Annotated in this window: 13 protein-coding genes and 1 tRNA gene; 10 read left to right on the forward strand and 4 right to left on the reverse strand. The window is 47.0% G+C overall.

Annotated features, from left to right (window positions below; translation table 11 throughout):
- The first annotated feature begins 29 nt into the window (after window positions 1-29).
- The 8 genes from ACTQ16_RS04585 to ACTQ16_RS04620 all read left to right on the forward strand — a co-directional run bounded on the left by ACTQ16_RS04585 (window position 30) and on the right by ACTQ16_RS04620 (window position 5,899).
- Window positions 30-557 carry a shikimate kinase gene (locus tag ACTQ16_RS04585; RefSeq protein ID WP_441936322.1) on the forward strand — a complete coding sequence of 176 codons (528 nt, stop codon included), beginning with the start codon at window positions 30-32 and terminating at the stop codon, window positions 555-557.
- Between the two features lie 67 nt (window positions 558-624).
- Window positions 625-2,517 (forward strand): biosynthetic arginine decarboxylase, encoded by a 1,893-nt coding sequence (gene speA / locus ACTQ16_RS04590; RefSeq protein ID WP_294967823.1) that lies wholly within the window; start codon window positions 625-627, stop codon window positions 2,515-2,517.
- A gap of 103 nt (window positions 2,518-2,620) precedes the next feature.
- The gene (argB, locus tag ACTQ16_RS04595) at window positions 2,621-3,391 is read left to right on the forward strand and encodes an acetylglutamate kinase (RefSeq protein WP_153122264.1); all 771 of its coding nucleotides are present in this window, start codon (window positions 2,621-2,623) and stop codon (window positions 3,389-3,391) included.
- A 249-nt stretch (window positions 3,392-3,640) separates the two neighbouring features.
- Entirely contained in the window at window positions 3,641-4,156 is a 516-nt protein-coding gene (locus ACTQ16_RS04600; RefSeq protein WP_294967820.1) for an RNA polymerase sigma factor, read from the forward strand.
- On the forward strand, window positions 4,146-4,646 hold the full coding sequence (locus ACTQ16_RS04605; RefSeq protein WP_441936324.1) for a pyruvate ferredoxin oxidoreductase: 501 nt from the start codon (window positions 4,146-4,148) through the stop codon (window positions 4,644-4,646). The genes ACTQ16_RS04600 and ACTQ16_RS04605 overlap by 11 nt, the downstream gene beginning before the upstream one ends.
- A 402-nt stretch (window positions 4,647-5,048) precedes the next feature.
- Complete coding sequence (locus ACTQ16_RS04610) at window positions 5,049-5,342, forward strand: nucleotidyltransferase domain-containing protein (RefSeq protein ID WP_294967818.1); 294 nt, start codon at window positions 5,049-5,051, stop codon at window positions 5,340-5,342.
- Window positions 5,335-5,625: a DUF4160 domain-containing protein gene (locus tag ACTQ16_RS04615; RefSeq protein ID WP_441936326.1), complete on the forward strand. Its 291-nt coding sequence runs from the start codon at window positions 5,335-5,337 to the stop codon at window positions 5,623-5,625. Before ACTQ16_RS04610 ends, ACTQ16_RS04615 begins: the two co-directional genes overlap by 8 nt.
- A gap of 4 nt (window positions 5,626-5,629) precedes the next feature.
- Window positions 5,630-5,899, forward strand: a complete 270-nt coding sequence (locus ACTQ16_RS04620) for a DUF2442 domain-containing protein (RefSeq protein WP_294967814.1) — start codon at window positions 5,630-5,632, stop codon at window positions 5,897-5,899.
- Window positions 5,900-6,509: 610 nt separating this feature from the next.
- On the opposite strand, the gene ACTQ16_RS04625 is transcribed toward ACTQ16_RS04620, so the two are convergent.
- The 4 genes from ACTQ16_RS04625 to ACTQ16_RS04640 all read right to left on the reverse strand — a co-directional run bounded on the left by ACTQ16_RS04625 (window position 6,510) and on the right by ACTQ16_RS04640 (window position 11,971).
- Window positions 6,510-7,388 carry a hypothetical protein gene (locus ACTQ16_RS04625; protein ID WP_441936328.1) on the reverse strand — a complete coding sequence of 293 codons (879 nt, stop codon included), beginning with the start codon at window positions 7,386-7,388 and terminating at the stop codon, window positions 6,510-6,512.
- Window positions 7,389-7,468: 80 nt separating this feature from the next.
- On the reverse strand, window positions 7,469-8,302 hold the full coding sequence (locus tag ACTQ16_RS04630) for a CPBP family intramembrane glutamic endopeptidase (RefSeq protein WP_441936330.1): 834 nt from the start codon (window positions 8,300-8,302) through the stop codon (window positions 7,469-7,471).
- Window positions 8,303-8,353: 51 nt separating this feature from the next.
- Window positions 8,354-9,292, reverse strand: coding sequence for a bifunctional riboflavin kinase/FAD synthetase (locus ACTQ16_RS04635; RefSeq protein ID WP_441936332.1), 939 nt, complete (start codon window positions 9,290-9,292; stop codon window positions 8,354-8,356).
- A 39-nt stretch (window positions 9,293-9,331) separates the two neighbouring features.
- On the reverse strand, window positions 9,332-11,971 hold the full coding sequence (locus ACTQ16_RS04640) for a calcium-translocating P-type ATPase, PMCA-type (protein ID WP_441936334.1): 2,640 nt from the start codon (window positions 11,969-11,971) through the stop codon (window positions 9,332-9,334).
- Between the two features lie 176 nt (window positions 11,972-12,147).
- Here ACTQ16_RS04640 and ACTQ16_RS04645 point away from each other — a divergent pair.
- Together ACTQ16_RS04645 and ACTQ16_RS04650 are read left to right on the forward strand one after the other, a co-directional pair.
- Window positions 12,148-12,221 (forward strand) — tRNA-Ile (locus ACTQ16_RS04645).
- Between the two features lie 196 nt (window positions 12,222-12,417).
- Window positions 12,418-14,001: an AAA family ATPase gene (locus tag ACTQ16_RS04650; RefSeq protein WP_441936336.1), complete on the forward strand. Its 1,584-nt coding sequence runs from the start codon at window positions 12,418-12,420 to the stop codon at window positions 13,999-14,001.
- The last annotated feature ends 169 nt before the right edge of the window (window positions 14,002-14,170 follow it).

Here is a 14,170-nt window from a genome sequence, read left to right on the forward strand (position 1 = left end):
AGAGCGATGGCAAGAAATAAACTGAAGAAATGAAGTCAATCATCATTATTGGATATATGGGTGCCGGCAAGACTACAGTCGGGAAAGCCCTCGCTAAAGAACTTGGCGTAATGTTCTATGATCTCGACTGGTATATCGAGAGTAGAATGAGAAAAACCGTGAAGCAGATTTTCGATGAAATAGGCGAAGAAGGGTTCCGCAAAATTGAACGCAACATGCTCCACGAGGTAGCTGAGTTTGAAAACGTAGTAGTGAGCTGCGGTGGAGGAACACCATGTTTCTTTGACAACATGGACTACATGAATCAATTAGGTGAAACCATCTATCTGAAAGCATCACCAGAGACACTCCATACCCACTTGAAGATGGGCAAGGGAGTGAGACCTCTCCTGCTCAATAAAACACCCGAAGAGGTTGAAATCTTCATCCGTGAGCAACTGAAGCTACGTGAACCATTCTACAACAAGGCAAAACACATCATAGACATCAATGTGATGGACGACTTCAACAAAATCAACGGGATGGTTGAGCAGATACGGAAAATGCTGAACGTATAATCGTGGCTATAATAATAAGGTAATATCATAAATAAACAAACAGATTTCTAGCAAGACAAGAACAGAAATGAAGAAATGGACTATTGAAGACTCGAAGGAGCTCTACAACATCGGTGGCTGGGGCACTTCTTACTTTGGCATCAACGACAAGGGTGATGTCTATGTAACTCCATGCAAGGATAACACGCAGATTGATTTGCGCGACATCATGGACGAGTTGGCATTACGCGACATCAACGCTCCCGTACTGCTCCGTTTCCCAGACATCCTCGACAACCGCATCGAGAAGACAGCCAGCTGTTTTCAAAAGGCAAAGGAAGAGTATGGATACAAGGGAGAAAACTTTGTCATCTATCCTATTAAAGTGAACCAGATGCAACCAGTCGTTGAGGAGATTATTTCTCACGGCAAGAAATTCAACCTCGGTCTGGAAGCAGGCTCCAAGCCTGAACTCCACGCCGTTATCGCCGTACAGGCTCAGAGCGATTCGCTCATCATCTGCAACGGCTACAAGGATGAGAGCTACATCGAACTTGCCTTGCTGGCACAGAAGATGGGTAAGCGCATCTTCATCGTGGTAGAAAAGCTCAATGAGCTCGACATCATCGCCAAGGTGGCAAGCAAGCTCAACGTGAAGCCAAACATCGGCATCCGTATCAAGCTCGCTTCTTCCGGCTCAGGAAAATGGGCTGAGAGCGGTGGCGATGCATCGAAGTTCGGTTTGACAAGCGCCGAACTGCTCACCGCCCTCAACAAGATTGAGGAGATGGGATTCCACGACTGCCTGCGCCTCATCCACTTCCACATCGGAAGCCAGATTACCAAGATCCGCCGCATCCAGACGGCTCTCCGAGAGGCTGCACAGTTCTACATCAATCTCCACAAGATGGGCTACGATGTAGATTTCGTTGATTGTGGCGGTGGTCTTGGCGTAGATTACGACGGCACCCGCTCTTCCAGCAGCGAGAGCTCCGTGAACTATTCTATCCAGGAGTATGTAAACGACTGTGTCTACACCTTCGTTGATGCAGCCAACAAAAACAATATCGAGCATCCTAACCTCATCACCGAGAGTGGCCGTTCGCTCTCTGCCCACCACTCCGTATTGGTGATTGATGTCTTGGAGACTGCTTCCCTGCCGGAAATGCCAGAGGAGTTTGAGGCAAAGGAAACTGACCACCAGCTGGTGAAGGACCTTTATGAGATATGGGACAACCTGAATCCACGCAACATGCTGGAGGACTGGCACGATGCTGAGCAGATTCGCGACGAGGCTTTACAGCTCTTCTCTCACGGCATCGTAGACTTGAAGACCCGTGCCGAGATTGAGGCGATGTACTGGAGCGTGTGCCACGAGATCAACAGTCTTGCCAAGCACATGAAGCACGTGCCTGAGGAGCTCAGAGGATTGGATAAGATTCTTGCCGACAAGTATTTCTGTAACTTCTCACTGTTCCAGAGCCTGCCAGACAGTTGGGCCATCGACCAGCTCTTCCCTATCATGCCTATCCAGCGCCTGGACGAGCGCCCTACCCGCAACGCTACCTTGCAGGACATCACCTGCGACAGCGACGGAAAGATAGCCAACTTCGTAACCGACGGTCATATCGGCAACGTTCTCCCACTTCATCCATTGAAGAAGAACGAACCATACTATCTCGGTGTGTTCCTCGTAGGTGCCTACCAGGAGATTCTGGGCGATATGCACAATCTCTTCGGCGACACCAATGCAGCCCACATCTCTGTAAAGGATGGCAAGTACTGCATCGACCAGATATTCGATGGCGAGACCGTGGAGGAGGTTTTGGATTACGTACAGTACAATCCTAAGAAGCTCGTCCGCCAGTTGGAACAGTGGGTAACCAAGAGTGTGAAGGAAGGCAAGATTTCTCTCGATGAGGGTAAGGAATTCCTGGGCACCTATCGCAATGGTCTCTTTGGATACACATATCTTCAGTAAGTGAAGAACGAAGAGTGAAGAGTGAAGAATTCAATTGCTTTACTAATCATAAAGTTCAATGTTCAAAGCTCAAAGTTCAATGTTCAAAGTTCAAAGTAACAATATGGAAAAAGTAACAGTAGTAAAGGTTGGCGGTGCCATCGTTGAAGACAGCGAGCAGCTGGCACGGCTCCTGAAGGATTTTGCAGCCATTCCCGGCAAGAAAGTATTGGTACATGGCGGTGGACGCCGTGCCACCAAGGTAGCCGCAGCCCTCGGCATTGAGAGCAAGATGGTAAACGGCCGTCGCATCACCGATGCAGATATGCTGGAGGTGGTAACCATGGTTTATGGCGGTTTGGTCAACAAGAACCTGGTTGCCAAGCTTCAGGCTAACGGCGTGAATGCCCTCGGCCTGACAGGTGCTGATATGGACGTAATCCACAGTCATAAGCGCCCATTGAAGGACGGCATTGACTTCGGATTCGTAGGCGACGTGGAGCGTGCCAACGGCAAGATGCTCCAGACCCTGATTAACGAAGGCATTACCCCCGTGATGGCTCCATTGACCCACGACGGAAAGGGCAATATCCTCAATACCAATGCCGACACCATCGCAAGCGAGACAGCCAAGGCTCTGGCTCCTTACTACGACGTGACATTGATATACAGTTTTGAAAAGAAAGGCGTACTCAGCAATCCTGAGGATGACGACAGCGTGATTCCAGTGATTACCCATGCCGATTTTGAGAGATACAAAGCAGACGGTACCGTGGCAGGCGGCATGATTCCGAAACTGGAGAATGCCCTTGCAGCCATCGACGCAGGTGTGAAAGAGGTGATTATCACCCTCGCTACCGCCATCGACGGGAAGCACGGAACTGTTATTAAGTGAAAAGTGAAGAACGAAGAGTGAAAAATTCATCACTCTTCTTTTTTACTCTTTCACATGTGGTTCAAGTACGGGCTAAGGCCCAAAAGCTCTTAGCCAAGGGTAGCCCCCTGGGGTTAGGAATGTGGGCTGCTATCGCCCTGTAAGGGCAAAAGCTTTCCACGCCAAATTTGTTAGAGATTGTTAAATAATAACTTTTTTAGTACTGGCCTGTAACTTTCTTACTGGTAAGTCGTCATTAATTATAGAGGGATGAAAAAAATCAGTTTCCAAAACGATGTTTTGCCACTGAAGAATAAACTCTTCAGGCTGGCCCTTCGCATTACTCTCAACCGGGAGGAAGCGGAAGACGTTGTGCAGGATACGATGATTAAAGTCTGGAATGCCCGCGAAAGATGGCAGGAGCTTGACTCAATCGAGGCCTACAGCCTCACCATCGCCCGCAACCTCTCGATCGACCGCATCAAGAAGATGGATAATCAGAACGATTCACTGGAAGAGCAGACCACGGAAAGGCTCGACGAGACATCATCCACTCCTTCCGAACGCATGATTCAGAAAGACAAGCTGGACATCGTAAGGAACATCATTAATGAACTGCCCGAGAAGCAGCGTAGCTGTCTGCAACTTCGAGACATCGAAGGAAAATCCTATAAGGAAATAGCAGACATCCTCAGCATCACCGAAGACCAGGTCAAGGTGAATATCTACAGGGCTCGACAAACAGTTAAACAAAGATTTCAACAATTCGACAGTTATGGATTATAAGTACATCAACCAACTTTTGGACCGCTATTGGAAGGCAGAGACTTCTCTCGAAGAGGAGGAGATTCTCCGCGCATTCTTCAGCCAGGACAAGTTGCCTGCCGAGCTGAAGCCATATAAAGCCCTCTTCTCTTACGAAATGGGCGAGGCTAAGCATGAGACATTGGGTGATGACTTCGACCAGAAGATGATGGCGATGATTGAGGATGAATACACCAAGGAGCCAAACAAGGCGAAGGTGGTTTCATTGACAGAGCGCCTGAAGCCGCTCTTCAAGGCTGCTGCCGTAGTAGCTATCGTCCTGACCTTGGGCAATGCTGCTCAGGTTCCTTTCCAGAACGATGTCGATAATCAGATTGAAAACGTAGGATATACAAAGAGCGGAAAGGGTGTTTCCGTAGCCATGGGCGATTCTGCTGCCGTTGATTCCATGCAGCGCACGGGCATCGACCAGGTGAGCACCACCAATGCAACTCCTACGATATTGAAGTAGTTATTTCTATGCTTTCTCTATATAAAAATCATGTTTAGTAAAACAATTATGAAACTGTGAAGTTTCAATTCTCTCAAATTTTTCATAACATACTAACGTATTAGGGCTGCCAGGATGTACTGGCAGCCCTTGCTATATGGTAAGAGGCAGCCCTCACGGGTTGCCTTTTATCGGATAATACGCACCAAATGGACTTATTACTTAAAACGAATGATAAATGAAAATATTTTCCTCATTCATGCGAGAGTTTAGAAAAAAGTTTGTATTTTAGCAGTGGGTCCGTAATAAGGCGTCTTACAAGATGAAATCACGTAACCGAGAAGTCATCTTCAAGGGCATCGAGCTGTCGTACTATTACGAAGGGTATAAAAGAGTGAAATGAAGGACATAAATATTATAACAATGAAGACAACATCTGAAATACTAAACCTTTTGAAGTCGTACAAGAGTATCGCTACTTCAAAATATGGATTGACAAAGATTGGCATCTTTGGCTCAGTAGCTCGTGGTGAACAGATTGACGAGAGTGATGTTGACGTTTGTTACGAAGGCAAGGCTCCTTCTTTCTTGACATTAGACTTGATACAAACCGACTTGGAAAAGTTGTTTGGAGCCATGGTCGATATGGTTAGGGTAAGAGACAGGATGAATGGCTTGCTTAAACAAAGAATCATGAAGGAGGGGATTTATGCCTAAAGTTCTTCTATACATAACAGCCAAAATCATTTGGAACTTTCTGTTCTATAACACAAATTTCCATGAGAACAGAGCTCATGTTCATGTAGGTAAGCGAGGAACAGAAGAACTCTGTAAGATTTGGTTGGAGCCAGAAGTAGAAATGGCAAAACAAGGAGACCTCACTGACAAACAAGCCAAAGAGGTTCTTGATATAGCAAAGAGATACCAAACTAAACAGCTTTACCAATGGAAGCAATTCAAGGAAGGTAAAACTATAAGAATAATAAAAATAAAAAAGTAAAAATATGTATCAGAATGAAGGTTATTGGAATGTGAAGCCTAAAATCAAGGCTGTATCTTTCCCAAAGAGAGGTAAGTTTGAAGTTACCCTGCAAGACGGTCGTTCTATAACGATGCCTATTTCTGCTTTTCCAAGCATGAAGAAAGTGCCTGTTAAAGAAAGAAACAACTGGTATCTAATGGGAGGTGGCTTCACATGGGATTCATGCCCAGAAGTAATCCATATCGAACAAATTTTAGGTAACTACGCTAATTATGCACATGAAGAGGCATAAGTCCTTACTCCCATAAACTATAGATATAATGCCAACACTTAATTGGATAGGAAAAGACAAAGTGGTGGGGCATCATAATGATGTGCCCTATCATGTATTGGAACATCAATACGGTTATTCTGCCGAAAAAGGGCAGACAACAGAACCAACCCATAGTGGCAACATGATTATCCATGGGGAGGTTTTCCTGATGGGGGTTAACAGGTTAACAGTTAACAGTCCGAAAATGCATACTACTCCCCACTCACATATAATAATAAGTATATATATTTATATATAACATAAGGTATGGGAAAGAGGGGGAGGATGCAAAAAACAGCTGTTAACTGTTAACCTGTTAACTCCTTGCCCTCTTTGTTAACGAATCTAACTCATAGTTTTCTTCCCCAAAACTCACCGTTTCTCGGTACAGAAGTCATCGTTTTCTTCTTGGCAACTCATCGCTTACCAAATCAAAATCCTTGTTTTTTTAATGATTTCATGTTAAAAAAATAACACGGACAAATTCAATTTGTCCGGACTAATTGTCCGATGACTTATAAACAACTGATTATTGGATAGTTACAAGCATCCGGACAAAAGAGCCGGACAAATTCAATTTGTCCGTGTTTTATTTTTCAACCGAAAATCGAATATAAGTTCTATCATCGAAGCTCTTATTGCCCTCTACGATGCCCTTGGTGGCGATAAAGGAATGGATGTTCTGAGGGTCGTTGGCAATCTGCTCTACCAATGCCACCTCGCTCGCTGCCAAGGTTGGCTCCAGGAACGGATAGCCATCGCTCGCCAAGACTATCTCGGAGGAGGAGACAAAAATTGTACCTGATGCAGAAACAGAGTCAGAACAAGGGACTGAATCTGATGCTGGGACAGAATCTTGAACAGAACAAGAATCTGAAACAGAGACAACCTTCACTCCCTCCCGATAGATAGGAAATCCATCGATAACCGTATAGGTCCGGTTCTGCCCCGAAAGCATCGCCTTGATAAGCAATGGCTCTATCTGCTTTCTAGCCACAGCAGGCGAAAGTCCCTGCTCTATCAGTTCTACCCTCTTTCTGGCAATCTCCTGCTCATAAGGCTTGCCGTTCTCATAGAGCTTTCCATCGATGATGGCCTGGCAATCGCCCAGCATCCAGACTTCATTTCTTGTCCGGCTATAAAGGATAGCCGAGGCGGTAAGCCGCTCTTCCGGATGTTCCTGCAACCGCTCTTCCACCCCTAGCTTTTCATACACCTTATTATAAATATAGGCAGTAACGTCCTGGCAGAAATCATCTACCGAGGCATCCGCCTTCAGTTCCTCCCGGATGTATTCCGAGATAAGCATCATGGCGTATCTTCCGTTCTTCATATCAGGATTGAGATGCTTCGGAGTCTTGCTCGTACTGCCATCAATCACAGCGATGAAATCATCGGTAACTACCATTCCATCCTCACAAGCCTCCTGGCTCTTCTTTCCTATAATGCTGCTTTCTATTATCTTCATAAAATCTACTGATCTATCTGATTATATATCTGAAAAAAGGCTACCCATTCAGGTAACCTTTTTACTCGTTTATTTATCTCTTAAGCCTTTGCTTTCTTTAATCTGATAATCATCTGTATAAAACTTGGAATCATGATGCAGAGAGAGAAGCCTACGGCATAATACATGGTCTTCTCATCGCCATGGAAGAGGTCGATGAGCTTGCCATCGCTCTGCGGCATGATATTGGAAAGTACATACGCCATCGTGTTGTTCACCCAGTGGAGCAGGATGCCCGGAACAAGACTCCCGGTGCGATAATACATCCAACCCAGGAGTAAGCCCAGCAGGAGGGCATTGACAAACTGCGCTACATTGGCGTGAGCCAGACCGAAGATGGCAGCCGAAATCATGATGGCTACCCAATGGTTCTTCTTGCTCATAAGACCCAGCAGGGTGCGGAGAACGGCTCCACGGAACACAACCTCCTCAGCAAAAGGCGCCAAAACGCCGATAGCCACATAGCCCCAAGGCTCCTTCATGAGCGATGCGAGTATCTGCTCGGCATTCTCGTCCATCTCGATGCCTATCTGCTCATAGATGAACTCCAGAGGAATGATGGTTCCCAGGGTGAACAATGCCACCCAGAGAAGCGTTGCCCAAGGCTTGGAAAGCAGATAATCGCGGGTCAGCGGTGTCCACTTCGTCTTCAGGAAGATGACGAGGGTGATAACGTTGCTGAACGCTGAGGTAAGCGCCGTCAGGATAGGATTGCTGCCCGAACTGATAGCCAGGAGCGTTGCCTGGTAACCTTCGCCCTTAATGCCCGCCCAGATTCCTACGCCAGCATACATCACGATAATCTGTACTACTATAAATATAATAAGGTAGAGGACGATATCCGTCAAACCTCTCTTTAAATTAATCTTTGCCATTGCTTTTACTGTTTTATAATTAATCGTTTATAGTTAATAGCATTCTCGCTATCATTCCGGTTCCTTTTCAAAGAGATCCAGCACGGTCTGCTCATCCTCTTTCAGCTGCGCCGCCAACTCCTCGGGACTGTCAAACTTCTGTTCGCCCCTTATTCGCTTCACGAAGCTTACGAGCAAGAGCTGGTCGTAAATATCGCCTTCGAAATTGAAGATGTGCGTCTCTAGCGTCAGTTGTCTGCCATTGAAGGTTGGGCGATTGCCCACATTCATCATTCCCCGTTTCCATACCACCGTATTCTCCAATCTTACTTTTACGGCATAGACACCAGGAGCAGGAATCAACTGTCCGAAATGCGAGATATCGAGATTGGCTGTAGGGAAGCCGAGTTTTCTGCCTTCATGGAATCCATTCACCACCTTTCCGATGAGGGTGTAAGGGAAACCGAGGCACCGGGCTGCCATCTCCACTTCTCCCTCTTTCAGGAATGAGCGGATTACGGAAGAAGAGATGTTGATGCCATCTATCTGGAAGGCCTCGTTCCTGATTACCTCAATGCCCATCTCCCTGCCGTAGCGCACGTAATCTTCGAAAGTCTCCTCACGGTTGTGACCGAATCGATGGTCGTAGCCGATGAAGAGTTTCCTTACGTTGAGATGGTCGTGGAGCACCTGCTGCATAAACTCTCTTGCCGACATCGCAGCCATCGCCTTGTTGAAATGCAGCACCACGGCATTATCCACTTCCGCCTTCGAAAGCAGCAGCAGTTTGGAATCGAGCGTGCTCAGCATCTCAGGCTGATAATCCGCCTGCAATACCTTGCGGGGATGCGCATCGAAGGTGATGACGGTAGATTGCAAGCCATCCTTTCGTGCTGTCTCTACGAGATGATGAATCAGGAACTGATGTCCCCGATGCACCCCATCGAAGAAACCGATGGTTGCCACACATGGCGGCAACTGCACGGTATCGTTATAATGTATTGTATTCATTCTATCTTTATCGTTCATATCAGAAGAATCCCCTGTGGGTTATCTTCTCTTTGCCATCATTCTCTTAAAAGCTCTCCATAGCTCGCCCACCCAGAGCACAACAGAGGTTGAGCCGATGATGAGCAGCCACTCGTGGAGCGACAATGGTGTGGTGCGGAACATTTCGCCACCAAAGGTGACGATAATCCACTGACCCACCAATACCAGTACAAGCACCAGTATCATTCCCTTATCCTTCAGGAAATGGCGGAAGGCGGTGTGATGACTCATCAGCGCCTTGGCATTGAAGAGGTTCCAGAACTGGATCATCACGAAGGTGGTGAAGAACATGGTCAGCTCATGCACATCTACTCCACCCTTGCCTCTGCGCTCACAGTAAACCAGCAGGGCAAACATCACGAGGAAGAAGACGATGCCGCAGAACAGGATACCGAAACCGATGCTCTTGTTGATGATGAAATCGGATGCCTTGCGTGGCTTATCCTTCATCACCTCGTGAGATGGAGGCAATGAGGCAAGTGCCAAGGCTGCGAAGGTATCCATGATAAGGTTCACCCAAAGAATCTGGGTTACCGTCAACGGCATTTCAGTTCCGATAACTGAGCCGCCAAGCACCAGCAGGAGGGCTGCCACATTGACTACCAACTGGAAGAAGAGGAAACGCTGCAGGTTGCGATAGAGCGAGCGTCCCCACATCACGGCGTTGGCGATAGACTTGAAGGAATCATCGAGCAGGGTCATATCCGAAGCCTCCTTAGCCACGGAAGTTCCCGAACCCAGCGACAAGCCCACGTGGGCATAGTGAAGTGCCGGAGCATCGTTGGTACCATCGCCTGTTACAGCAACCACCTCGCCACGCTTCTGGAGCATCGCCACCAGTCGCTGCTTATCGGTAGGACGGGCACGGCTCATCACACGGATATCCTTCGCCCGTTCGTAAGCCTCTTCATCAGAAAGAGCCTCCCACTGTTCACCCGTAATCATCTGCTGGTCGAGCGAGGTAAGAGAGCCATCTGCTCCGATATTCTCAGGTTCATCTTCGAAGACACCTATCTGCTTGCCTATCTCCAAGGCGGTGGCAGCCGTATCACCCGTAACCACCTTCACCTCGATACCCGCATGGCGGCACTCCTGCACGGCAGCAGGAACATCAGGACGGATAGGATCGGCAATGGCTGCAATGGCCTGCAACTGAAGATCGTTGGCATCGAGAAGTGCTACCACTTCGGCAGTAGAGGGTCTGGAAGTTCTCATGATAGAAGTTTCTATCTTCTTATAGGCGAATGCCAGGGTTCTCATCGCCTTATGCTGCCACTCGTCGAGTTCTTCGGCTGACTGTCTCAGCATTCTATCTTCGATGATGCATTTCTTCATCACGATTTCAGGCGCACCCTTCACGAAGAGATAGGTCTCGCCATCAACTTCTGCCAAGGTTGCCATCATCTTTCTCTCGGTAGAGAAAGGCAACTGCTTGAGCACATTCACCTGCTTGCGGAGTTCTTCATAATCCTTGCCCTGGGCATCGAGCCAGAGCAGGAGAGCCGACTCGGTAGGGTTTCCGATAGGTTTGCCGTCATTCAACTCGGCTGTAGAGTTGAGGGCGATGGCAGTATCGAGCAGCGCCTCATCGCCCTGCTTGAGTTCCAGGGCGCTCACCTGCATCTTGTTCTGGGTAAGCGTACCGGTTTTATCGGTACAGATCACGGTAACGGCACCCATGGTTTCGCAGGCATGGAGCTTGCGCACCAGATTGTTCGATTTCAGCATTCTTCGCATGTTGAGCGCCAGAGAAAGGGTAATCGCCATCGGCAATCCCTCAGGCACCGCCATCACAATCAGGGTAACAGCCATCATAAAGTATTTCAGCACGATTTCTGCCATATAGAAATAATCCTTGCCGCCCCATGCCGGGTTGGTGAGGATATCATGAATCAGGAAGATGAAGAAGGCTGCCACAGATACTACGGAGCCTACCTTGGAAATCATCTTTGCCAACTTATCGAGCTGCATGTGTAGCGGTGTCTCCACCGAAGTCTGCTCGGTAGATTTCTTCGCCACCTTACCAATCTCGGTAGCATCGCCCACGGCAGTAACCACGAACTCGCCCCTACCATTCATCACCATGGTAGAACGGAGGATGATGTTGCGTGGATAGGCTCCATCGCCACCGCCCTCCAGAGATTTCTCGGTAACGGGTTCGCCCGTAAGGGCAGATTCATTAATCTGCAGGTCGTTGCAGACGATGAGTTCGCCATCGGCAGGCACCTCGTCGCCCACTTCCACGAGTACCACATCTCCCACCACCACATCGTGGCGCGGAATTTCCATCACCTTACCATTGCGGCGCACCTTAACCGGCTGCTCTTCGCTGAGTGCCGTGAGCAGATTAAACTTCTTGGCCGCATCGCGCTCAAAGTAGAAGCCCACGGTAGTAGCAAGGAAAACAGCCACGAAGATACCGATGGTCTCCATGAAATTCTTTTCGATAAAAGCGAGGATGAGGGATACGAAAGCCGCCACAAGAAGTATCTGGATAATCGGATCGCGATACTTATCCAAATACAGTTTCCATAATGAAGTACGTTGAGGAGGGGTTAGCACGTTTTTGCCATGCTGTTCCCTACTCTGTTTTACTTGTTCGTCGGTAAGACCGATTCTTTTGTTTTTGTCTATGTCCATTTCTGAATAGAAATACTTTTCTTTTGTACGATTAATAAGTACATACGCACGTGTGCGCACATAATTTTGGTGCAAAGATACGCTATTTTTCTGATTCAAGGAAAATTTTTAAGATTTTATTTGGTTATTTGCCCAAAATCTAGTATCTTTGCACTCGAATTTGATAAAAATTCAATGGACTTGTAGCTCAGTTGGTTAGAGCAACAGACTCATAATCTGGAGGTCCTAGGTTCAAGCCCTAGCTGGTCCACTTTGAAAATCAAGCAGTTAAGCAGAAAGTGCTTAACTGCTTTTTTCGTTTCTGGGAAACAATGATTGAAACCGCGCATTCAAGCATGCAGAAAGAATGTACATCCTAAAAGCAACACCGTAATTCCTCTTTTAAAATTTGGTGGTTTCAATTATTTGCCGTATCTTTGCGCCATACAAATAAAGGAGAAAGGATTATGGCAAACAATGAATACAGAAAGCTGCCTATAGGCATACAATCTTTCAACAAGATAAGAGAAGAAAACTATCTCTATGTTGATAAGACTGACATCATTTGGGATTTGGCGAACAAAGGTAGAAGGTATAATTACTTGAGCCGTCCTCGCCGATTCGGAAAGTCTGTGCTCATTGATACGCTACAATGTTACTTTGAAGGAAGAAAGGAACTCTTCGAAGGTCTCAAAATCATGGACTTGGAGAAGGATTGGAAGGCATATCCTGTGATTCGACTCGACATGAGCCGTGGAGGAGCCAATGCAGAAACCTTGCGTTCGTACCTGAATCTGCGATTCGGATACTACGAAGAGAAATATGCCATCACTCCCGATCCTACCGCCCAGCTTGCCGACCGCTTTGATGCCATCATTACGACGGCATACAAACAGACGGGCTTGAAGGTTGCCATCCTCATCGACGAATATGACTCTCCACTCCAGCACTCTTGGAAGACCCCGGAACACGAAGCATGCACCGAGGTATATCGTGAAGTCTTTGCCATTTTAAAGGCCGATGATGAATACGAGCGTCTGGTCTTTATCACGGGCATCACCAAGTTTACGCAAATTTCCCTTTTCTCCGTGCTCAACAATTTAACCAACATCAGTTTCCTCCCTGAATATGCAGCCATCTGCGGCATCACTGAGGAGGAGATAAAAGAGAACTTCAAGCCTGAACTTGAAAAAATGGCAGAGGTAAACGGATGGACTTTACAGGAAACCCACGACAAGCTGAAGGACTACTACGACGGTTACCATTTCAGTCGCAGAAACATGGTTGACGTCTACAATCCTTTCAGCCTCATCAATGCGCTTGACACCCAGGATCTCAACAGTTATTGGGCATCATCGGGAGCCACTTCCATGCTGCCGAAGTTCATCAAGGATGCAGAGTTGCGCCTACCTGATTTTGAGGATTGCATGATTCTCCGCAACACATTGGAGACTTCCGATGTTACTGGCGGAGGTCCAGAACTCTTCTTATATCAATCAGGTTATCTCACCATCAAATCGTGCGTAGGAAATGTCTATCACCTAGGTTTCCCAAATGAAGAGGTAAAACAGGCTCTCTACGAATGCGTACTGCCTGCATTGACCATGCGAGAAGAGGCTGATACGCAGTCTCTGCAAGCGCAGTTGTACCAATATTTTGAATATAAAGAGTTAGACAAAGCGATGAAAGCGCTCAAAGCATTGGTTGCCGATGTGCCTTACAGCAACAAGAAGTTGGCATCCATGGATATGGAAGAGCGTTACCGACTGATCATCAGTACCATCTTGAATGCCATCGGCTTGAAGGTGGAAGTAGAGCACATGCTTTCTACTGGCAGAATCGACCTCATTGTCAAAACCACTCATCACATCTACGTAATAGAGTTGAAGTTAAGAAACAATGGAGGCAAGGAAGCTGCCATCAAGCAAATTCATGACCGACAATACCTGGAGCCTTTCAAGGCCGACAAGCGAGAGGTAGTAGGCTTAGGCATAGAACTAGACGAAGAAGGCAAAGGCGTTTTGGATTGGGAAATGGTAAATGAAGAATAAAGCAATAAACTACATTGGCAATAAATTCGGGAACTTCATTGTATGGATAATACTGCATGAAGAAATTCTACATTAAACACAAACCAACTTCTACTATTATGTGGAGGTTGGCTTTGTTTTTTAGCTAATTATCCATAAAAACAAAAATTTGGTTACCAAAATGGTTGGC

It is taken from the genome of Prevotella sp. LCP21S3_D2, assembly GCF_052118345.1.
Taxonomy (GTDB): Bacteria; Bacteroidota; Bacteroidia; order Bacteroidales; family Bacteroidaceae; genus Prevotella.